Annotated in this window: 18 protein-coding genes; 5 read left to right on the top strand and 13 right to left on the bottom strand. The window is 69.6% G+C overall.

From position 1 onward, the window contains the following. Positions 1–117 precede the first annotated feature (117 nt). The gene (gene zwf / locus ACNI3K_RS09625; RefSeq protein ID WP_419391677.1) at positions 118–1,521 is read left to right on the top strand and encodes a glucose-6-phosphate dehydrogenase; all 1,404 of its coding nucleotides are present in this window, start codon (positions 118–120) and stop codon (positions 1,519–1,521) included. Positions 1,522–1,564: 43 nt separating this feature from the next. Continuing rightward, positions 1,565–2,605 (top strand): phosphogluconate dehydrogenase (NAD(+)-dependent, decarboxylating), encoded by a 1,041-nt coding sequence (gene gnd / locus ACNI3K_RS09620; RefSeq protein WP_419391676.1) that lies wholly within the window; start codon positions 1,565–1,567, stop codon positions 2,603–2,605. Between the two features lie 32 nt (positions 2,606–2,637). Here gnd and ACNI3K_RS09615 read toward each other — a convergent pair whose 3' ends face one another. Next, a complete protein-coding gene (locus ACNI3K_RS09615) occupies positions 2,638–3,123 on the bottom strand; it encodes a hypothetical protein (RefSeq protein ID WP_419391675.1) in 486 nt (161 codons plus the stop codon). Positions 3,124–3,392: 269 nt separating this feature from the next. On the opposite strand from ACNI3K_RS09615, the gene ACNI3K_RS09610 reads away from it, so the two are divergent. Next, positions 3,393–4,289, top strand: coding sequence for a glucose 1-dehydrogenase (locus ACNI3K_RS09610; protein ID WP_419391674.1), 897 nt, complete (start codon positions 3,393–3,395; stop codon positions 4,287–4,289). 662 nt (positions 4,290–4,951) lie between these two features. Here the strand turns inward: ACNI3K_RS09610 and ACNI3K_RS09605 are convergent. From ACNI3K_RS09605 to ACNI3K_RS09570, 8 genes are all read right to left on the bottom strand, one after another. Further along, positions 4,952–6,268 carry an MFS transporter gene (locus ACNI3K_RS09605; RefSeq protein ID WP_419391673.1) on the bottom strand — a complete coding sequence of 439 codons (1,317 nt, stop codon included), beginning with the start codon at positions 6,266–6,268 and terminating at the stop codon, positions 4,952–4,954. Further along, entirely contained in the window at positions 6,265–6,876 is a 612-nt protein-coding gene (locus tag ACNI3K_RS09600) for an ArsR/SmtB family transcription factor (RefSeq protein ID WP_419391672.1), read from the bottom strand. Before ACNI3K_RS09600 ends, ACNI3K_RS09605 begins: the two co-directional genes overlap by 4 nt. Before the next feature lie 135 nt (positions 6,877–7,011). Further along, positions 7,012–8,421, bottom strand: a complete 1,410-nt coding sequence (locus ACNI3K_RS09595; RefSeq protein ID WP_419391671.1) for an Nramp family divalent metal transporter — start codon at positions 8,419–8,421, stop codon at positions 7,012–7,014. A gap of 154 nt (positions 8,422–8,575) precedes the next feature. Then, on the bottom strand, positions 8,576–8,905 hold the full coding sequence (locus ACNI3K_RS09590; protein ID WP_419391670.1) for a YnfA family protein: 330 nt from the start codon (positions 8,903–8,905) through the stop codon (positions 8,576–8,578). Positions 8,906–8,926: 21 nt separating this feature from the next. Beyond that, positions 8,927–9,433: an O-acetyl-ADP-ribose deacetylase gene (locus ACNI3K_RS09585; RefSeq protein ID WP_419391669.1), complete on the bottom strand. Its 507-nt coding sequence runs from the start codon at positions 9,431–9,433 to the stop codon at positions 8,927–8,929. 49 nt (positions 9,434–9,482) lie between these two features. Continuing rightward, complete coding sequence (locus ACNI3K_RS09580; protein WP_419391668.1) at positions 9,483–10,373, bottom strand: phosphodiester glycosidase family protein; 891 nt, start codon at positions 10,371–10,373, stop codon at positions 9,483–9,485. Then, positions 10,370–12,109 (bottom strand): cation:proton antiporter, encoded by a 1,740-nt coding sequence (locus tag ACNI3K_RS09575; RefSeq protein ID WP_419391667.1) that lies wholly within the window; start codon positions 12,107–12,109, stop codon positions 10,370–10,372. The genes ACNI3K_RS09580 and ACNI3K_RS09575 overlap by 4 nt, the downstream gene beginning before the upstream one ends. A gap of 113 nt (positions 12,110–12,222) precedes the next feature. Next, entirely contained in the window at positions 12,223–13,386 is a 1,164-nt protein-coding gene (locus ACNI3K_RS09570; protein ID WP_419391666.1) for an Rv2578c family radical SAM protein, read from the bottom strand. 230 nt (positions 13,387–13,616) lie between these two features. Between ACNI3K_RS09570 and ACNI3K_RS09565 the strand changes: the two genes are divergently transcribed. Together ACNI3K_RS09565 and ACNI3K_RS09560 are read left to right on the top strand one after the other, a co-directional pair. After that, positions 13,617–15,530, top strand: coding sequence for a DUF4914 family protein (locus ACNI3K_RS09565; protein ID WP_419391665.1), 1,914 nt, complete (start codon positions 13,617–13,619; stop codon positions 15,528–15,530). A gap of 37 nt (positions 15,531–15,567) precedes the next feature. Next, complete coding sequence (locus ACNI3K_RS09560) at positions 15,568–16,062, top strand: GNAT family N-acetyltransferase (protein WP_419391664.1); 495 nt, start codon at positions 15,568–15,570, stop codon at positions 16,060–16,062. A 118-nt stretch (positions 16,063–16,180) separates the two neighbouring features. Here ACNI3K_RS09560 and ACNI3K_RS09555 read toward each other — a convergent pair whose 3' ends face one another. The 4 genes from ACNI3K_RS09555 to ACNI3K_RS09540 form a co-directional block, all read right to left on the bottom strand. Then, positions 16,181–17,641, bottom strand: a complete 1,461-nt coding sequence (locus ACNI3K_RS09555) for a SulP family inorganic anion transporter (protein WP_419392145.1) — start codon at positions 17,639–17,641, stop codon at positions 16,181–16,183. A gap of 296 nt (positions 17,642–17,937) precedes the next feature. Beyond that, complete coding sequence (locus tag ACNI3K_RS09550; protein WP_419391663.1) at positions 17,938–19,287, bottom strand: MFS transporter; 1,350 nt, start codon at positions 19,285–19,287, stop codon at positions 17,938–17,940. A gap of 4 nt (positions 19,288–19,291) precedes the next feature. Further along, positions 19,292–20,884, bottom strand: a complete 1,593-nt coding sequence (locus ACNI3K_RS09545) for a peptide chain release factor 3 (protein WP_419391662.1) — start codon at positions 20,882–20,884, stop codon at positions 19,292–19,294. Continuing rightward, entirely contained in the window at positions 20,881–21,309 is a 429-nt protein-coding gene (locus tag ACNI3K_RS09540; protein WP_518486595.1) for a MerR family transcriptional regulator, read from the bottom strand. The genes ACNI3K_RS09545 and ACNI3K_RS09540 overlap by 4 nt, the downstream gene beginning before the upstream one ends. Between the last annotated feature and the right edge of the window lie 17 nt (positions 21,310–21,326).

Genomic DNA, 21,326 nt, shown 5'->3' with positions numbered 1-21,326 from the left:
ACTGAGGTTGATCGAAGCGGCACGCGACGCACCTCCAGGGGCGTCCCGCGCCGCCCGCACGTAGTGTGGAGAGCAGTGATGTCCCGACAGTAGAGCCCCGTCCTAGTGAGGAGTGCCATGCCAGGCGCACAGCCCGAGACTATGTCAGATGCCCTCGTGTTCTTCGGCGCGAGCGGAGACCTCGCGCGCAAGTCCATCTTCCCGTCGCTGTACCGGATGGCGAAGGTCGGCGACCTCACCGTTCCCGTGGTGGGCGTCGCGTTTTCACAATGGGAGCTCGAGGACCTCAAGGAGCGGGCGCGGGAGTCCATCGCGGCCGCTCATGGCGGCATCGACGACGAGCAGGCGCTTGACACGCTCCTCGGCCTGCTGCGCTACGTCGACGGCGACTACAACGACCCCGCGACCTTCGAGAGGTTGCGCGAGGAGATCGCTGAGTGCGCCGCGCCCACGCACTACCTGGCCATTCCGCCGTCGCTGTTCGGCACCGTGGTCAAGGGGCTGCAGGCGGTGGGACTGCACGAGAACGGCCGGGTGGTGGTGGAGAAGCCGTTCGGCCGCGACCTCGCCAGCGCCCAGGAGCTCGACCGGGTCATCACCCAGGCATTCGACCAGCCGGCGATCTTCCGCATCGATCACTTCCTCGGAAAAGAGGAGATCATGAATCTCCTCTATTTCAGGTTCGCCAACGCGATGTTCGAGCCGCTGTGGAACCGCACCCACATCGAGTCCATCCAGGTGACTCTTGCCGAGAGTTTTGGCGTCAACGGCCGTGGCGCGTTCTACGAGTCCGCAGGAGCCGTGCGCGACGTCATCCAGAATCACCTGTTCCAGATAGTCGCGCTGCTCACTATGGACGCACCGGCGTACCAGGGATATGGCGCCGTGCAGGCCGCCAAGGTCAATGTCTTCAAGGCGATGCGCCCGATCACCCGCCACGACTACGTGCGCGGTCAGTTCCGTGGCTACCGCGATGAGCCCGATGTTGCGGACAACTCCGACGTCGAGACCTACGCGGCGGTGAAGCTCCACATCGACTCGTGGCGCTGGGCAGGAGTGCCGATCTACCTGCGCACCGGCAAGTCGCTCGCAGCGTCCGCTGGCGAGGTGGTCGTGAACTTCAGGCGCCCCCCGCAAGCGCTCTTCCAGGACGCTCTGGACCCGGACCAGCACCCGAACCGCCTGCGGTTCCGACTGTCACCCTCCAGCGAGATCGCCCTGGGCGTGCGGGTCAAGCGCCCGGGCGAGGAGTTCGTGGGCCACGAGAAGGAGTTGCTGCTGCACACCGAGAGCGATCTGGAGGTGGCGCCGTACGAGAGGCTGCTGACCGACGCGCTGCGTGGCGACAACGCTCTGTTCACTCACGAGGACTCCGTCGAGGCCGCGTGGCGGGTCGTCGAGTCGATCCTCACCGACCACACCCCCGTGATCCCCTACGAGCCCGGCAGCTGGGGCCCGGAGGAGGCCGCCGGGCGGCTCATCGGCCAGGACGGGCCCTGGGTCACGCCACAGGTGGACTGACCCTGACCATCCCCCGGCACTCACCGCACTAGGAGGAGACAACATGACAACGGACACCCCGATGCAGATCGGCATGGTGGGACTCGGACGCATGGGAGCGGGGCTCAGCCGCCGCCTCATGGCAGATGGCCACACCGTGGCTGCTCACGACGTCTCGCCCGAGGCGATTGAGACGCTCGCCGCCGAGGGGGCGGTGCCGGTGCACGAGATCGCAGAGTTCGCCACTGCGCTCGAGGCCCCTCGCGCGGTATGGGTGATGGTGCCCGCGGGCGACATCACGCACTCCGTCATCGACGCCCTGGCAGGCGTCCTCGAGCCGGGCGACACCATCATCGACGGCGGCAACAGCTACTACCGGGATGACCTCGCCCACGCGGCCACGCTCACGGAGTCCGAGATCAACCTCGTCGACTGCGGCACCTCCGGCGGGGTATGGGGACTGGACCGGGGCTTCTGCCTCATGATCGGCGGCGACAAGGAACCCGTCGAGCGGCTCCGGCCGATCTGGGACACCGTCGCTCCGGGCGTTGACGCGGCCCCCCGCACGCCGGGACGGGACGGCGAGCCCGCCAGCGAGGAGCGCGGCTGGCTGCACTGCGGACCGAACGGCGCGGGTCACTTCGTCAAGATGGTGCACAACGGCATCGAGTACGGACTGATGGCTGCCTACGCCGAGGGGTTCAACCTCTTGCGCAATGCCGACGTCGGGACGCCCGAGCGACAGGCGGACGGCCAGGCCGCACCGCTCGCCAATCCGGAGTACTACCAGTACGACATCGACACCGCCGCCGTCTCCGAGGTATGGCGCCGGGGCTCGGTGATTGGTTCGTGGCTACTCGATCTCACCGCCGAGGCACTTCGCAAGGACACCGACCTCGAAGAGTTCTCGGGCCACGTCTCGGACTCGGGTGAGGGCCGGTGGACATCGATCGCCGCGATCGACGAAGGCGTGCCCACGCCGGTGCTCACGACCGCGCTGTATTCGCGCTTTGCTTCGCGCGATCAGGACATCTACGCCGAGAAGGTGCTCTCCGCGATGCGCAAGGGGTTCGGCGGACACGTGGAGCGTCCCACGGGCGAGTAGCAGGTCTGCGCGGGGCCGATGCGGGGGCCGGGTCAGGCGGTGACGCGCGGCTCGAGCGCGGCAAGGAGCCCGGGCTCGTCGGCGACACCAAGGAAGACCTGTCCCCCGCCGCGGAGCGTCAGGACCACGGCCGTGTCGCCGCGGGTGGTGTACGCGACGGTGTGGGGAAGCCGGTGGCTCCACCTCCAGCCCCATCCACCGAAGTCCTTGACCGGGCGGTAGGTGCGGGCCTCCACCGCGGTCACGTCGTCCACCGGATAGGCCTTCTTCACCACGCCCGCGAATGAGACGCGCACGTGAGTGTCGTCCACCGTGATCGTGAGGGGGACGAGCAGCAGTCCCAGCACCACGGCGAGGGTCACCCCGCCCATCCACCACGCTGCGGCGGCGGATTCGTCGGGCCCGCTCCACATCCCGCCCGCACCGAACAGCGCCGCGCACGCCAACGCGGTCGCGACGAGCACCCCGCGGGCGATGGGGTTCTGGTGCGCGTGCTGACGCGAGCGATAGAGGACCACGGCACCAGCCTGCCACCTGTCCCGCCCGCCAACGGCGCTGGCCGCCTCCTCGCCCGTCCGGCCGATGCGCCCGCACCTCGCGCGCTGCCGGCACCTGCACCTGCACTCCCCTAACCCACCAGCCGTCCGCACCGGCAGTCCGCATCGGCCGGCGAAAGCGTGCTCGCGCGACGGAATCTCGACAGGCACACCGGGGTTGTCACTCACGACAGGGGCGCAATGCAGCGATGGCAATGCTCGCGCCACAACCGACACCACCGGAGGCACCCATGTCCTTTGACCAGCTCACGTTCGACAACCCGGTCGAGCGCCACTCCCACCTCAAGGCACAGAAGCAGAAGCAGCCATTGCCGGGCCTGGACCGCGACCTGGAACCGAAGGCCGACCACGGCGAGGAGAGTTATCGCGGCACCGGCCGCCTGAAGGGCCGCAAGGCGCTCATCACCGGCGGCGACTCCGGCATCGGGGCGGCCGTCGCCATCGCCTTCGCGCGCGAAGGTGCGGATGTGGCCATCAACTATCTCGAACCGGAACGCGAGGACGCCGAGCGCATCGGCGGGCTGATCGAGCACGAGGGCGGCAAGGCCGTGCTGATCGCCGGCGACATTCGTCAGCGCGAGTTCTGCCGTCAGCTCGTGGCGACCGCGGTCGACGCGCTGGGCGGCCTCGACATCCTTGTGAACAACGCGGGCCACCAGGTGTTCTTCGAGGACTTCGAGGACCTCACGGACGAGAACCTGGACCGCACCATGAAGACCAACGTGTACGCGATGTTCTGGATCACCCAGGACGCGCTCAAGCACATGGGCCCGGGCTCGACCATCATCAACACGAGCTCCGTGCAGTCCTACAAGCCCTCCCCCGTCATCGTCGACTATGCGACCACCAAGTCCGCGATCGTGGGATTCACCAAGGGCCTTGCGATGCAGCTGGCAGAGAAGGGCATCCGCGTGAACACCGTGGCCCCGGGCCCCGTATGGACGCCGCTGCAGGTGACCGAGGGCCAGCCGCAAGAGAAACTCGAGGGATTCGGCGAGAACACCGCGCTCGGCCGCATGGGCCAGCCCGTGGAGATGGCCCCCGCCTTCGTGTTCCTGGCGTCGCCCGAGTCCAGCTACGTGGTGGGCGAGACCATCAACGTCAACGGCGGTCTGCCGGTTCCCTGACGTCTGAAGTAACCGTCCCGCGCCGGCTCGTGCACGGCGCCCGGCCGCGCCGCCCTCACGGGGCGACGCGGCCGGACACTGTCGCCACGGTGCGGGCTGCGCGGAATCGGCGCAGTGACCGCAGATAGGCGCGGCGGACAAGGCGACTCAGTCGCCTCACCCGGCGCAGCCTCCGCGCTCGAGCGCGGCGCGCCTGTGCGACGAGATCGGCGTGGTCCGCGCGGTGCAGCGCCAAGTGCGCTGCGGGATCTTGGGGTTGCATGATTCACCTCCCCTCGCGTATCGATCTGCGAGGGCTCGCGAGCACGGACGGGGGCGCGCTGATGCGGCCACGAGCGTGCGGAGTGGGGTTCGCCCAGGAGCTGCCGCGGCGAACGCGGCGCTGTGGGCGTGATCACGCCGTCAGGCGTGGGAGTGCGGGACTCATGACGCCCCGTGGTCGGTCTGTGCGCAGTTCCCGTGAACGCGCAGCCGCTCAAGGCTTGCTAGCTCAGGGTCCTACTAGTTCAGGGTCCTACTAGCTCAGAGCGCGTGCGTGGAAGGGAAGCGCACGGGGGCGCGCGACGGTGCGCGCAACGACGATGACCGTCATCATGGCGTTCTCCTTCCTGACGTCAATGACGGCGGGGGCTCGGTGCCTCCCGCTCGCAACCGGGATGACGTTACCCCTCGAAGCGATCCGGGGGAAGGACATTTTGCCGATTCGTGACATTGGTCCGCAGGATCGGTGCGACGAACGCGACGGCGATCGCGATCATCACGCCGGTCCAAGCCAGCGCAGCAAACGTGGAGCCAGCCATGATCAGCCCTGAAGCGCCCCCTCCCGCGGCGCTCGAGGCCGCGATGAAGAAGTCCGCGCGCCCCTGAAGGCGCGCGCGCCGCGCCAAGGGCGGCGCCGTGGAGAGCACCTGCGTGCCCGCGACGATTCCCAGGCTCCAGCCGAGCCCGAGCAGCGCCAGTCCTACCGCGATCGGGACAAGTGACTCCCCGGGAGCGAGCGCCAGCGTGGTCGCCGCCGCGACCAGGGTCGCGCTGGCGGCGACCATGGTCGGCACCACTCCCCATCTGTCGACCACGAGCCCGGACAGGGGCGCCGGGAGATACATAGCCGCCACGTGCAAGGAGATCACTGTCGCCGCTGCGGACAGCGTGTGCCCATGCGCGGTCATGTGGACTGGCGTCATGGTCATCACGCCCACCATCACGGCCTGTGTTCCGACCATGGCGGCGATGGCCCCCACCACCCGCGGCCTCCACCGGTGCTCACCGTCGGCTTCCATGGCCTCGGCGGCAGTCGGTTCCGGCGCGGCGACGCCGGCCGGCCGCGCGCCCAGCCTGAGCGCGAGCAGTAGCGGGTCGGGGCGCAGCCACAGGGCGAGCACGCCCGCGCCCACCGCATACGCGAGCGCTGCCACTGCGAACGGGCCAGTGAGCGCACTCAGCCCCCACGGCTCGACCAGCCCGCCGGAGGCCTCGGCCAGCTGCGGTCCGAGCACGGCACCCGCGGTCGTCGCCACGAGCACGATGGCCGATGCGCGGGCACGCTTGGCGGGCGGCGCCAGGTCCGCGCCGGCATAGCGGGCCTGGAGGTTGGCCGCGGATCCGGCGCCATAGACGAACAGCGCGAGGAACAGCAGCGGCACTGCGTCGATCGCGGCGGCGAGCACAACCCCGGCGGCGCCTACCGCGCCGGCCGCGTAGCCCCATGCCAGGCCCACGCGGCGCCCGCGGCGCTGCGACAGGGCTCCGATGACCACGGCGGCGCCGCCGGAGCCGAGCGCGAAGAGCAGCGCCGGCACTCCGGCAGCCGAGGTCGAGTCGAGCATCTCCGCAGCAAGCAGCGCTCCGACGGTCACCCCAGCTGCCAAGCCGGCACCCGAGAGCACCTGGGCGATGATCAAGGTGCGCAGGACCGCCCGCTGAGCCAAGGCGCGCTCGTCCCCGCCGTGCGGCCGGGCGACCCGCGCATCGGCCGTCACGATGGCGAGACCCGATCAAGAGCGCGCCACTCGAGCACGCCTACCTCCGTCACACGCGCGGTGCGCCCGTGCGCCCGCAGGATCTCCACGGCGTCGTGCGAGAGCGAGCAGAACCGTCCGCGGCAGTACACGACGTACGGGACGTCCTCAGGCAACTCCTGAATGCGATTCTCGAGCTCGGCGACGGGAAGGTTGAGCGCGCCGTCGTAGTGCCCGTGCGCGAACTCCTCCGGCGGCCGGACGTCGAGCACGACCTCGTCGCCAGCGCCCGCGGGCGCCCGGTCCCCGTGGCTCCCGCGCGGGGCGACGACGTCGTACAGCCGCAGCAGGAGCGCCGTGACCCCGTCGCCGGCAAGCGCGTACACGATCGTCGCGCCGTCGCGCCGCGTGGCGACGAGCCCGGCGTCCTTGAGCACCTGGAGGTGGGCCGAGGCGGTGGTCAGCTTGACGCCCGCGAGTTCAGCGAGCTCGCCCACGTTCCTGTCCGCCTGCGCCAGCAGTTCCAGCATCGACACTCGCGTCCCATGAGCGAGGCCCTTGCCCACGCGCGCCACTGCGTCCAGCGCATCGGCCTTCGCGGAAGCCTCTCCGGCATTCCATGGATTCATGGAACGTAGCCTAGCGCGAGGACGGACTCTGCTCAAGGCCAATTGCGCCCCACGGACGGGCCGCCTCGGTGTCCAGTTTCCTGGTGCAGTTCGAGAGAACACGGCCGGCGCGGCGCGGTGAGCCGGCAGTGGTCCCTAGCCGCCCATCGCCGTGATCACGATCAACGCCACGTTGAGGGCGACGATGGCCGTCACCACGAGCCAACCCACAACACGCAGCGGCATTCCGGAGGCATGCTCCCCCATCACGGATCTGTCGCTCGTAAGCCGCACCAGCGGGATGAGCGCGAAGGGAATTCCCAGACTCAGCACCACCTGGCTCAGCACCAGCGCCCAGGTGGGGTCGACCCCGAGAGCGATGACCACGAGCGCGGGCACGAGGGTGATGAGGCGGCGGGTCAGCAGTGGGATGCGCTTATGCAGCAGGCCGCCCATGATCACAGCGCCTGCGTACGCGCCCACTGACGTCGCGGCGAGTCCAGAGGCCAGCAGCCCCACGGCGAAAACCACGCCGATGACGGGGCCGAGGTTGGCCTCGATCGCCGCGTGCGCCCCCGCGATGGTGTCCGTCCCGCTGACGCCGCGTAGCGACGCCGCCGCGAGCAGCAGCATCGCGATGTTCACCGAGCCCGCGATCACCAGCGACCACAGCACGTCGAGCTTGGTGGCGCGCAGCAGCACGGGCAAGCGGTTGCGGGTGGCGCCGGCGCCCGACTCGTTGGCGCGAGAGACGGCAGCGGCGCGGCTGGCGCGCGAGAGGTCCCGAGAGGACGGGTCGGCGACGGGGCGCGGCTCGGCCCTGACGGCGGCGTTGTCCGCACCGGGCTCACCCGGGAGGTGGCGGTCGCGAGCCAGCGCCGAGTGCAGATAGATCGCGTGCGGCATGACGGTGGCGCCCAGCATCGACGCGGCGAGCAGCACCGTGCCCGAGTCACCGAACCGTGGTACCAGGCCGCCGGCGGTCTCGCCCCAGTCCACGGGCGACACGAACAAGCCCGCGAGGAAGCCGATGGCGATGATGGCAAGGAAGCCGATGATCACGAACTCGAACGGCCGCTGCCCCTTGCGCGAGTGGACCGCGAGCAGCACCATCGACACCGCTCCGGTGATGAGCCCTCCCCACACCAAGGGCAGGCCGAACAGCAGGTTCAAGGCGATCGCGCCGCCGATGACCTCGGCCAGGTCGGTGGCGGCCGCGACCACCTCCGCCTGCCCCCAGTACGGCAGCCGGCTACGGGTGCCGAGCCGGGCTCCGAGCAGCTCGGGAAGCGAACGGCCAGTCACGAGGCCGAGCTTGGCGCTCAGGTACTGGATCAGCACGGCCATGGCATTCGACACCACGAGGACCCACACGAGCAGGTAGCCGTACTCGGCGCCCGCAGTGAGGTTGGCGGCGACGTTGCCCGGGTCGACGTATGCGACAGCGGCCACGAAGGCGGGGCCGAGCAGCATCCACAGGCGGTGCTCAGGACGACGCTTGGCGGAGCGCGTGGCCTCCCCCGTGGCCGGCCCCTCGCGACGCGTCGGAGGCGGAAGTTTCGGCATACCGAACAATCTAACACCGCAACTTCGGCATACCGAAACACTTGGTGCCGGCGGGCCGTTCAGCGGAAACGCGCGGCGGGTGCGGCGAGCGCAGCGGGCGCGGCGGGCGCGACCAGCGTGCGAGCTGGCGCAGCGCAGTGTGGGCGGGGCTCGATCAGCGCGGGGCGAGCATCATGATGCCCGCGCCGATGAGGCACAGGCTCGCGCCGGTCCAGTCCCACACGTCGGGCTTGAACCGATCGACCACGATGCCCCACGCGAGCGACCCCGCGACGAAGATGCCGCCATAGGCCGCGAGGATCCGGCCAAAGTGCGGGTCCGGCTGGAACGTGGCGATCACACCGTAGAGCGCCAGCGAGACGACGCCGAGCCCCACGAACACCGCTCCGCGATGTTCACGAATCCCCTGCCACACGAGCCACGCGCCGCCGATCTCGGCGATCGCGGCCGCGATGAACAGGAAGACGACCCGGGCAACATGCATGGGCCAGACGCTACCAGCGGCTCAGTCCTCCAGGAGCGCTTGGTAGAGCGCGTACTCATAGTCGGAATAGGTGCAGAACGTCACCTCGCGGATCGACGGATGCTCCTCGACCGCCGCGCGCACCGCCGTGACCGCCACCTCGGCCGCGCGATCCTGGGGGAAGCCGTACGTGCCCGTCGAGATGCCGGGGAACGCGATGGTCGACAGGCCGTGGCCTGCGGCGAGCGCGATCGAGTTCCGGTAGCAGGCGGCGAGCACCTCGGCCTCGCCGTGGCCGCCGCCGCGCCAGAAGGGACCCACGGTGTGGATCACGTGCGTCGCGGGCAGCTGATATCCGCCCGTCATCTTCGCCTCGCCGGGCTCGCAGCCGCCGAGCTCGCGGCACTCGTCGTGGAGCCCTCGGCCGGCGACACGATGGATCGCGCCGTCCACCCCTGAGCCCCCGAGCAGGGTCTCGTTGGCGGCGTTGACGATGGTGTCCACGGCCAACGTGGTGATGTCGGCCTGGATCACGGTGAGCTCGGTCATGTCCCCAGTCTCACCCGAATCGTGCGGCGCCGCAGGTCGGCCCCAGCAGTCACGGCGCGGGCCGGGCCGTGATGACGCCGGCGTAGGGGCCCGACAGTGCGCCCGGCTCGTCCATGCCCGTGACCCAGATGTCGGAGATCTGACCGTCAAGGTACAGCGCATCGTCCATGCCGAGTTCGTCTCGGAACAGCGTCGCGAAGTCCCACAGGTTGGTCACGCCCCACGACATCGCCAGCGCCACGCTCGAGCCGTCGGGGCTCACCCCGACGCCGGATCTCAGCGCCAGGTTGTCTGACCCCTCCCGGAACTCCGGGTGCACGTCGCCGTCGAGCACGAGAGCGGGCCCCGACTGCGTCGCGTGCACCACGCCGGCCGGCTCGTACTCGGTGCTGTTCACCACGGTCGCCGTGCCGTCGTCGCGGACCGCGAAGACCGCGTTCGGCATGAGGTGGAAGTTGCCGCCGCCCTCTGAGAGGTTCAGCCCTACCTTTTCCTCGCCATCGCTCACCAGCAGGCCGCCGGGCACCACCTCGGGGGTGAAGATGCCGGCGTTGGTCGCCACGGCGACGGATGGGTCGGCTTCGATGACATCCGCGAGCATGGTCCCGCCTGGCTCCCAGTCGACACGCACGTCCCACTCGTCGAGCGGCAGGGTCACCACCAGGTAGTTCCGGCCAGCGTGCTCGACCATCTCGGCGTCCACCATGTCGGCATCCACGATCTCGGAACCACCGGCCGATGCGCCAGTCGAGTCCGGCGTCGGTGACTCCTGCGGTGCGGGCCGGGTGGCGTTGGGCCCCGGCTCTGCGGTCACGGTGACGCGCGGCGTGGCGGGCGAATCGGCGCTGCACGCCGCGAGTGTTAGCGCCATCAGCGCGATCGAGAACGACGCCCCGGCGCGTCGCGCGGACGGCACGGCACCCAAGCCCCGACCGCTCACAGTTCGAGCCGAATCTGTTCGGCATCCAGTTGAGCGAGCGCCGCGGCCAAGGCGGCGGAACTGAACGCACCAATGGCCCGCACGTCTAGAAGCGCCTCGCGTTCGGCTCTGATGAGGGCGATCCTGTGGTCGCGATCCTCGTCCGCGGCGGTAGATTCGGACGAGACGGGGAAGCCCTGGTCATCGGTAGGGCTGACGGTGTCCGGATCGGCTCGGTCGACCTCCTCGGCGGCCCTGCGGCCTCGTGACCTCGCGCGGGTTTCGCGCAGGTGCTGTCGCTCGTCCTCGACGGCGGCGTCGAGCACCTCCCGCAGGCCCGCGGACTCGACCGCAAGCTCCTCGGGGGTGGCGGCGCGCGCGGGCCTGAGTAATTGCAGCATCCACGTCATGGTGCCGCCCTGAATCGCCAGCGAGCCGATGGCCACCAGGTAGGCGATCAGCACCAGCAGCGAGCGGCCGGGCGTGTCGCTCGGCAGTGTCTGGGCCGCGGCGACGGTAACGACGCCGCGCATGCCGGCCCACACCATGACCCCGCCCTCGCGCGGTCCAAGGGGCGAGTGGAGCAGGAGACCGTGGTCCGCGCCGGTCTGTGCGATCCGCTGCTTGACCTCTTCGACGCGTGACTCGTGCGCGATCGCGGGTCGGCCACGGCGCAACCAGCGGGCCGCGCGTCTCGCGGCACCCGCCGCGGGACCGGGCTGTCTCAGCGCCCTGCGCAGCCGGGGACGGAGTTGCTGCGACCGCCGTGCCGCGTACCGCTGGACGACGAGTAGGGGTGCCACGAAGGCCGCACGGGTGACAAGCACGGCGACGAGCACGAGGCCTGCGGCACCGAAGGCGAAGAGCACGCCGAGGTCGTCCTGGCTTACGTCCTCGATAGTGTCGAGGAGTTCGAGCCCCAGGATCAGGTAGATGGCCCCCTCAAGCATGAGCTCAGCGGTGTGCCAGTTCTGCTGATGAGAGCGGCGGACCTGAGGAGAGAGCCGGCGAGCGGCGCCGTTGCCGCTCACGAGGCCCGCCACGACGGCAGCGACGAGGCCGGAGGCGCCCACCGCGTCGGTCGGCAAGGACGCGAGGAACGGCACCGCGAACGAGAACACGGTGGCAGCGGTCACGTCGGTCATGCGCGAACGCACCCACAGGCTGATACGGCCGACGATCCAGCCGATCACCACCGCGAGCACCATCGACACCACGAACTCCACCGCGACAGTCCACAGGCTGACGGCCGATGCGGTCGCGGCCACGGCGGCCCGCAGCAGCACGAGCGCGGCCGCGTCGTTGAAGAGGCTCTCCCCCTCGAGCAGCGCCACCAGCCGCGGCGAGACGCCCTGTCGCTTGACGATCGCCGTCGCCACCGCATCGGTGGGGCTTACGATCGCGCCGAGCGCGAACGCCCAGGGCCAGGACAGGGCCGGGAACATCCAGTAGAAGACCGCGCCCATGAGGACGGTGGTGAGGATCGTGAGCGCCACCGACAGCGCGCCGATGGAGCGGAAGTCGCGCCGGAAGTCGGTGGCAGGCACGGAGACTCCCGCCGCGTACAGCAACGGAGGGAGCACGCCGGCCAGGATGAGCTGCGGGTCGACCGAAATCTCCGGGCCGAAGGGCAGCAGGCTCGCGCCCACGCCCAGAGCGACCAGAACCAAGGGCGAGGCGACCCCCAACCGCGGGCTGAGCACCGTGGTGAAGGCGATCGCGACCAGCGCGACGACGCCGACACCCAAGAGCTCCACGCGCCCATCGTAGGCAACGCCAGTGCCTCCGAACTGCGACGCGGCACCGCACTGCACGGGCGAGATGCTTGCTTGGCCGTCCGTCCGTGCGCGGCACGTACGGGTGCGGTGGATCAGAAGAGCGTGGGCGCCGCCTGGTCCAGCTCGGCGAGGTTGGCCCGTGCTCCGTTCCCACCAGAAATCGGAGAATTCGCGGTGCGCCGCCACTCCCCCTGGTCGTCCCTGGCATCGACGCGCCGAGCCGGGGCCGCCGGTCCGGGCGCAACGCCGGGAGCGGCCGCGACGCCAGCAGACGTCCCCATCGACCCGGTATTGGGGTCCTCGGGGGCGCGCGCGAGGCCGTGCGCCTCGATCAGGGGCTTGATGCGGGCGGCGAGCCAGCGCCGGTACTCCTTGGGCGCGTATGCGCCGTCCCCGAACAGCTCGCGGTACCGCGGGGTCAGGTCCGGCCGGTGTGTGTTGAGCCACCGCGCGTACCACTCCTTGACCCCCGGGCGCAGGTGCAGGGCGGTGTAGGCGACGGAGGTCGCGCCCGCGGCCTTGATGCGCGCAAGGGCGTCATCGAGGTGCTCCTCGGAGTCGGTGAGGAACGGCAGGATCGGCATCATGAACACCGCGACGTCGAATCCGGCCTCGGCTGCGGCCGTCACGGTCGCCAGCCGCGCCTGAGTGGTGGGCGTGCCCGGCTCCATGGACTGCTGGAGCTCGTCGTCCGCGATGGCGATCGACATTGCCAGGTCGACGGGTACCTGAGTCGCCGCCTCGGCCAAGCGAGGCAGGTCCCGGCGCAGCAGCGAGCCCTTGGTGAGGATCGACAGCGGGGTGCCCGACTGCGCGAGAGCGTCGATGATCCCGGGCATGAGCTTGTAGCGGCCCTCGGCGCGCTGGTACGGATCCGTATTGGTGCCGAGCGCCACGTGCTCGCGGGTCCAGGACTTCTTGGCGAGGTCCTTCTTCAGCGCCTCGACGATGTTGATCTTGACGATGAGCTGGTTGTCGAAGTCCTTGCCCTCGTCGAGCTCCAGGTACTTGTGGCTGGGCCGCGCAAAGCAGTACACGCACGCGTGCGAGCAGCCGCGGTAGGGATTGATGGTCCACGTGAACGGGACCGCGGCGGACTGGCCTACTTTGTTGAGCGCGCTCTTCGCGAGCACCTCGTGGAAGACCATCCCCTCGAACTCTGGGGTGCGAACCGAGCGCACCAAGTTACCCATCCGTGCCAACCCGGGAAGCGCATCGGCGCTCTCCGCCGTGACCGCTTGACCGTCCCATCGCATGCCCCCATTCGAACACGTGTTCGAGGAGCCGTCAAAGACCCCACACGCGCGTGTTGCGCGCATACGCCTGGCCTCCCCCGCATCGGCCGCTGGGACGAAGGTCCCTTGACCCAACCTTGACGAACGCCATACTCGAAACAGGGCGACCCCGCGCCGAGAGCACCAACACCGTGAGACCGAATGCTGTGACACCGAATGCCGTGACACCCCCAACCGCGCGAGGAGCCACCATGACCACCGCCACCACCGCCACCGCGCTGAGCGACGTCGCGCTCGCCGATGACGTCCGCCGCGTGCTCGAGACCGCGCGATCCGTCACCGTGCCCGCGACGCGCGCGGAGTTGTACGCCCTCGCGCTCGGACCCGACGGCGGACCGGAGTTCTCTGTCGAGTACGACGTCGACGGCGAAACCGTCGTGGAGGCAAGCGTCACCCGCTGCCGCAACGGCCTGGCGGTCAACTACCCCGAGGACTACATGCGCCGGCGCGATCCGCAGTGCATGGTCATCGCGGATTCGCGGCCCACGGACAAGACGCGCTTCGCGGACAGGTTCGGCCACGGATTCGGGGACACCCGCGCCGACACCATCCAATGGCTCGCACGCCAGGACCTGGTGGTGGTGCCGTTCAAAGCCGGCGGGCCGGTCTACGGATCGCCCTCGCTCGCCATCGTGCCCGCCAACGCCGCGTTCTTCGCCCTCGCCCTGGTGGACCTGCAGGGATGGGTGACGCTCGACGATCTCGGTCCCTTCGAGCCGCGCTCGATCCTGTACGTGGCTCCCCCGTTCCGTCACAGCCACTTCGACGGACGCCAGGTCGTGGTGCACGACCGCTCCGAGACGCTGCACGAGATCTTCGCGTACAACCTCTACCCGGGACCCAGCGCCAAGAAGGGCGTGTTCTCGGTGCTGCTCGACATCGGCGAGGCCGAGGGCTGGATCACCGCGCACGCCTCGTCCGTCCGGGTCACGACCCCGTACGACAACGACACCGTGGTCATGCACGAGGGCGCCTCCGGCGGCGGCAAGTCAGAGATGTGCCAGGACCTGCGGCGCGAGGACGACGGTCGGATCCTGCTGGGCGCGAACGTCGTCACCGAGGAGCCGTACTACATCACGCTGTCCGAGACCTCGGACCTGTCCCCCGTCACGGACGACATGACGCTGTGCCATCCCGCAGTTCAGGACGGCAGCGGACGCATGGTGGTCGCGGACGCGGAGGACGGCTGGTTCGTGCGTGTGGACAACCTACGCACCTACGGCGAGGACCCGCACCTCGAGCGCGCGGTGATCCATCCCGACGCTCCCCTGGTGTTCTTCAACATCCACGGGGTGGCCGATGCGACGGTGCTGCCGTGGGAGCACACCCTCGACTCGACGGGCAAGCCGTGCCCCAACCCGCGCGTGGTGATCCCGCGCCGGATGATCGAGGACATCGTCGACGTGCCCCAGCCGGTGGACGTGCGCACCTTCGGCGTGCGGATGCCTGCGTGCACCCGCGAGGCCCCCAGCTACGGGATCATGGGACTCGCGCACTTTGCGCCCCCGGCCGTCGCGTGGCTGTGGCGGCTCGTGGCCCCGCGCGGCGACAAGAACCCCTCGATTGGCGAGGCGGCCGATGCGCTCGAGCGGCTCGAGCACGGCGGCATGGTCTCGGAGGGCGTGGGCTCGTACTGGCCCTTCTCCACGGGCACCAAGGTGGCGGCCGCGAACCTGCTGCTCGACCAGCTCGTCACGTACGACCGCACGCGCTACGTCCTGACGCCCAATCAGCACATCGGCGCGTACCGGGTGGGCTTCTCAGCCGAGTGGCTGACCCGCGAGTGGCTGGCGCGCAAGGGCGGTGGCCGCATGCGTGCGGAGCAGCTCGAGCCCGCGCGGTGCTCGCTGTTCGGCTACACCCCCAAGCAGATCACGCTCGACGGTCAGCCGGTGCGGCGCACGCTGCTGCGCCCCGAGATGCAGTCGCAGGTGGGGGTCGAGGCGTACGACGAGGGCTGCCGGATCCTCACGGGCTTCTTCAAGGCCGAGCTCGAGCAGTTCCTCACGCCCGACCTCACGGAACTGGGCCGCCGCATCATCGAGACGTGTCTCGCGGACGGCAGCGTGCAGGACTACGAGGCGCTGACGCCCACGTACCTGTAGGCGGGCACGTTCTCGCCGTCCGGCTTACGCTCGGAGCATGGCCGATGCGCGTGCCCGGGGTTCGTTCGATGTGCGCCTCGCGTCTATCGCCGACGCGGGCGTGTTGGCGCGAGCGCTGTGGGACTTCAACACCGAGTTCGACGACCCCGTCGACGACGTCGACGTGCTGGAGGCGCGGCTGCGGCGACTGCTGGCGGGATGCGGATTCTGGGCGTTGGTGGCGACCCTCGTGGCGGGCGAGGAGCCTGCGGGCTTTGCGACGCTCGCAATGCGCGAGTCGGCGATGAGCGATGGCACCGTCGCCTACCTCGAGGACCTCTACGTGGCACCCCAGCTGCGCGGCCGCGGCATCGGGAGCGCGCTGTTGGCGCGACTGTTCGACGAGGTGGATCGGCGCGGGATCGCGATGGTGGAGGTCGGCGTCGACGAGCCGGACGTGGACGCGCTGAGGTTCTATGAGCGGCACGGGTTCGTCCACCGGGATCCCCACACGGGCGACCGCGCGTACTACCTGTACCGAGAGATGGGCTGACGCGTCCCTGAACGCACCGACGGCGCGGCGCCGACGGTGTTCGTCAGCGCCGCGCCGTGCGGGTCATGCGGGTACGTTGCTGGGTCGCTCGGGTCTGGGGCCCTGGCGGGCTGGCAGCCTAGTGGCCGCCGCCCAGGTTCCCGGCGAGCAGGTCCAGTCGGGTCTGGGTGTCCTCGTTCGCTCCCACGATCGTCACGGACTTGCCCTTCTTCGCGTACTTGTGGCGCACGGCGTCGAGGGCGGCGACGGTCGACGCGTCCCACACGTGCGCCCCGGAGATGTCGATGACGATCTCGTGCGGATCGCCCGTGTAGTCGAACTGGTAAATGAGGTCGTTCGAGGACGCGAAGAACAGTTCACCCTCGACCGCGTAGACGCGCTGGTCGTCATCGTCGGAGGCGTCCAGCCGGGTCACGGTGGTGAGGTGCGCGATGCGGCGAGCGAACAGCACCATCGCGGTGAGCACTCCCACGCCCACACCGATCGCGAGGTTGTGGGTCCACACGGTGACGACGACGGTGGCGAGCATGACGGCGGTCTCCGACTTGGGCATCATCTTCAGCGTCCCGGGGTGAACCGAGTGCCAGTCGAAGGTGCCGACGGCGACCATGATCATGACGGCGACCAGCGCGGCCATGGGGATCGTTGCGACGATGTCGCCGAGTCCCACGACCAGGATCAGCAGGAACACTCCCGCGAGGAAGGTCGAGATGCGGGTGCGGGCGCCCGATGCCTTCACGTTGATCATGGTCTGGCCGATCATTGCGCAGCCGCCCATGCCGCCGAAGAAGCCGGTGACGATGTTCGCGGTGCCCTGACCCCAGGTCTCGCGGGTCTTGTTCGAGTGGGTGTCGGTGACGTCGTCCACGAGCTTCGCGGTCAGCAGCGACTCGATGATTCCCACGAGGGCCATCGCGATCGCGTACGGCGCGATGATCTGCAGCGTCTCGAGGTTGAAAGGCACGTCAGGGATGAACAGGCTAGGCAGCGATCCCGGCAGCTCGCCCTCGTCGCCCACCGTGGGCACGTTGATGACCGCAATGATGGCGGCGGCCGTGAGGAAGACGATGGCGACCAGCGGCGCGGGCACCACCTTGGTCCAGCGCGGCATCAGCACCATGATCACGATGCCGACGGCGACCATCGGGTAGACGGCCCACGGCACGTCCGTGAGGTGCGGGATCTGCGACATGAAGATCAGGATCGCGAGGGCGTTGACGAAGCCGACCATGACGGAGCGCGGGATGAACCGCATCATCTTGGCGACACCGAGCAGGCTCAGCACGATCTGGAGCACGCCCGCCAGGATCACGGTGGCGATGAAGTAGTCGAGTCCGTACTCGCGGGCGACGGGGGCGATGACCAGGGCGATCGCGCCGGTGGCGGCGGAGATCATCGCGGGGCGGCCACCCACGAAGGCGATGGTGACCGCCATGGTGAAGGAGGCGAACAGACCCACGCGGGGGTCCACGCCGGCGATGATCGAGAACGCGATGGCCTCGGGGATGAGCGCGAGCGCCACCACCAGCCCCGCGAAGATCTCGGTGCGCAGGCGACGGGGCGACTTCAGCGCCTCCATGACGGAGAAGGACTCGTCGGCCTCGGGGGCGCCCTTGACGGGCTGGGGCTCGGGGGCAGGATCGGTCAAGTATGGGCGGGCGTTATCTGACACGCGTCATTCCTTCGTGTGTTGCGGGCGCGCACGCCCGAGGGCCAGCGCTGTGATGGCGCGGAACCTGGTGGGGACTGGACTGGGGCGCGCAGCGCTGCGCAAGTTCATTGCACCGGGGAATCAGCGCGATGCCTGGCAGCGTCTGTCGGTGCCGATTCGGGTGAATCGCACGCAGCGGCCGCCGGGCCGTGCACCACCCTACCCTAACGTGACGGGAGGTTGGGGCGACCGGCTCTCGACGCGGACTCGTCGCGGGGCTCAGGCTCAGGCTCAGGCGCGGACTCTGGGCGCATCGGCACCGGCTCGCGAGCGGTGAGCGCCCAGATGGCGATCGCCACCGGGAGCGCCGCGCTTGCCAGCAGCACGGGCGAGTACGAGCCCACTCGGTCATAGACGGCGGCGAAGATCAGGGGTCCGCACGCGGTGCCGGCCACGCTGATGGACGCCACGAGCCCCCGGATCGCGCCAATGTGACGGGTGCCGAAGTAGCGGGGCAGGGTCGCGGCCTCGACCGCACGAATCATGTTGCCGGCGGTCCCGAGCAGCACACCGAAGACGATCGCAGACAGCCCCGGCCCCACCTGCGCTCCCCACGCGAGCGCGAACGCGAGCGACACCATCGAGCTGACCGTCATCCACCGGGGAGCGAAGCGGTCGATGAGGTAGCCGGTCACGAGGGTCGCCACGAGGCCTGCGACCGTCTGAGGGATGAAGTTGGCGGCAGCCTCGGTCGCCGTGAGCCCGCGCGCCGTCAGCAGACTGATCTGGTGGAAGGCGACGGCTGTGGTGAGCAGGCCGGTCGCGGCGACGGCGGCAGCGATGAGCCAGAAGTATGCGTGGCGGAGCACCTGCGACCGCGTAAGGCCTGGCTCCTCCACCACCGGAGCATCGGGATGCGGTGCGTCGGCGCCGTCGGGCCGCTGCCCGAGGACGGTGGGCCGGTCCCGCATGCCGATGAGCGCCAGCGGGATCACGATCACCCAGACGGCGAGACCCTCGATCAACCAGGCCGTCCTCCAGCCGTGCTGGGCGATGAGCCCTTCGAGCAGCAGCGGCGTCATCGAGATGCCCACCGCGCCTGCGGCCGCAACCACTCCGGTCGCCAGACCTCGACGGCGTTCGAACCATAGCGCCGCGGCGGTGGTCGCCGTGAGTCCCAACGCGCCCTGACCCGCCATGCGGACTCCGACGAATCCCGCAGTCAGTCCCACGATCGAGCTGACGAAGGACAGCGCGATGAGCACGGCACCGAATACCAGACCGATGACGGCCATGGTCCGTCGCACCCCGTAGCGGTCAAGAGCGCGGCCGATGAACGGCAGTGCGACCGCCCCGACGAGGGTGCCCACCAGGTACGCGGTCGAGATCGCCGAGCGTGACAGCCCCAGATCCTCGATCAGGGGGTCGATGAACAGCGAGATGCCGACCGTCTGTCCGGGCGCCGTCGCCGCGAGCGCGATCGACGCGTAGACGACGACGTGCCAGCCGTAGAAGCCCTGCGGCGACAGCGCGCGGGCTCGCGGCCATCGAGAAGTCAGCGGCGTCCTCCGCATCCGGTCAGTCGTCGCTGGCTTCGAGCGAGGTCAAGGGGACGTCGGGGTGGGCGCGTTCGAATGACCGGGCGTGCCAGATGTCGCGCAGCAGCGCGAGGATCGCGCCGTCTCCGCGACGCACGATCTCGATGCCTGGGTAGCGGGACACGACGGGTAGGTCCTCGGGAGCGACCTGCCGCGCGAGCGAGAAGCCCATCGTGTCCAGGTGCATGGGCGCCGAGAACTCGTGCTCCATCCGGAAGGCCGCGACCTCGAACTGGAGGGGACCTACCGCGGCAAGAACCGGGTTGGCGTCGCCTCGTGCCTCCGAGATGAGCACCTGCACCACGCCCTCCTGCTGCAGCTGCCCGATTCCCTTGCGGAACTGCTTGGAGCGGCCGGGGTCGCGCGCGCGGCCCACGGCAAAGTGCTCGGGGGCGAAGGCCGGCATCGGCGGGTAGGAGACGTGTTTGCCGGACGGGTCGTAGATGGTGTCTCCCACCGCGAGGGAGCTGGCGTTCACCAGCCCCACCACGTCACCCGGATAGGCACGCTCCACGGTCGAGCGCTCGCGGCCGAACACCGACAGCGCGTACTTGGTCGCGAAGGGCCGCTTCGTGCGTGCGTGCGTGACGACCATGCCGCGCTCGAAGACGCCGGAGCACACCCGGATGAACGCCACATGGTCGCGGTGCTGCTTGTCCATGCCGGCCTGCATCTTGAAGACGAATCCACTGAACGGGGTGTCGACCGGGCGTTCCCCGCCGGACTCGTCGGGACGCGGCAGCGCGGGCGGGGCGAGCTCGATCACGGTGTCGAGGAGCTGCTTGACGCCGATGTTGCTGAGCGCGGCCCCGAACATCAGCGGCGTGGACTCACCGCGGCGGAACCCCTCGAGATCGACGGGCTCGAGCAGCTGAGCCTCCTCGTAAGCAGCCACGTACTCGTCGCCGAGCTCCGTCCGGGCCTCGGCTTGGTCCAGCACGCGTTCTTCCGCGACGGCGGCGCCACCGGGAGCCCGCTTGTACGTCCGCACCGAGCCGTCCTCCGGGTCCAGCAGCCCGGCGAACTGACCCGCGACGCCGATGGGCCACGTGACGGGCGCCGGCCGCAGGCCGATGCGCTGTTCGAGCTCGTCGCACAGATCCAGCACCTCGCGGCCCGGCCGGTCCCACTTATTCACGAAGGTGATGACGGGCACTCCGCGCCGGCGGCACACGTCGAAAAGCTTGAGCGTCTGCGGCTCGAGGCCCTTCGCGGCGTCGAGCAGCATCACGGCCGCGTCGACGGCGGTCAGGACGCGATAGGTGTCCTCGGAGAAGTCGGCGTGACCGGGGGTGTCGACCAGGTTGACGATGTGGTCGCCGTAGACGAACTGCAGGGCCGCCGAGGTGATGGAGATGCCGCGCTTCTGCTCGACCTCCATCCAGTCGGACACCGTGCCCGCACGGTTGCCCTTGCCGTGCACGGCCCCTGCCGATTCGATGGCGTGCGCGTGCAGCGCGAGCGCCTCGGTGAGGGTCGACTTTCCGGCGTCGGGGTGGGAGATCACGGCGATGCTGCGGCGGCGGGCCGACTCCTCGGCCACGCTGCCCTCGTGGAGAACAGGTGCGGTCACTGGTCTCCACCTCCGCTCTCACCCTGATGCAACTGTTGACGGGACTCCCGCCGCAGGCTGTGGGCGAACTCCTCTGCGGTCTCCAACTGCGACCGCAGGCTCGCGCACCGCTCGTCCGCCGCGGCCTCGAACTCCCCGAGTCGCACGTGGGCGCTGGCGCGCGCATCGGCCCCGAGGTCCGTGCGCTCGAGCTCGTCGAGCACGCCGAGGAGGTCGCGCATCTCGTCCAGGCTGAACCCGAGCGGCTTCATGCGCTTGACCAGCATCAGCCGGGCGATGTCCGACTCGGTGTACAGCCGGAACCCGCCATGCGAGCGGGCTGATGGCGTGATCAGGCCCACTTCCTCGTAATAGCGGATGGTGCGCAGCGAGAGTCCGGTGCGCTCCGCCGCCTCGCCAATCTGCTTGTGGTCTTCCATGCTCATTCCTGTCGTCGACCCTC

It is taken from the genome of Demequina ureilytica (genome assembly GCF_048553575.1).
GTDB lineage: Bacteria > Actinomycetota > Actinomycetes > Actinomycetales > Demequinaceae > Demequina.
The sequence above is the reverse complement of the archived record's forward strand: the minus strand, read 5'-3'. Positions and strand labels throughout refer to the sequence as shown.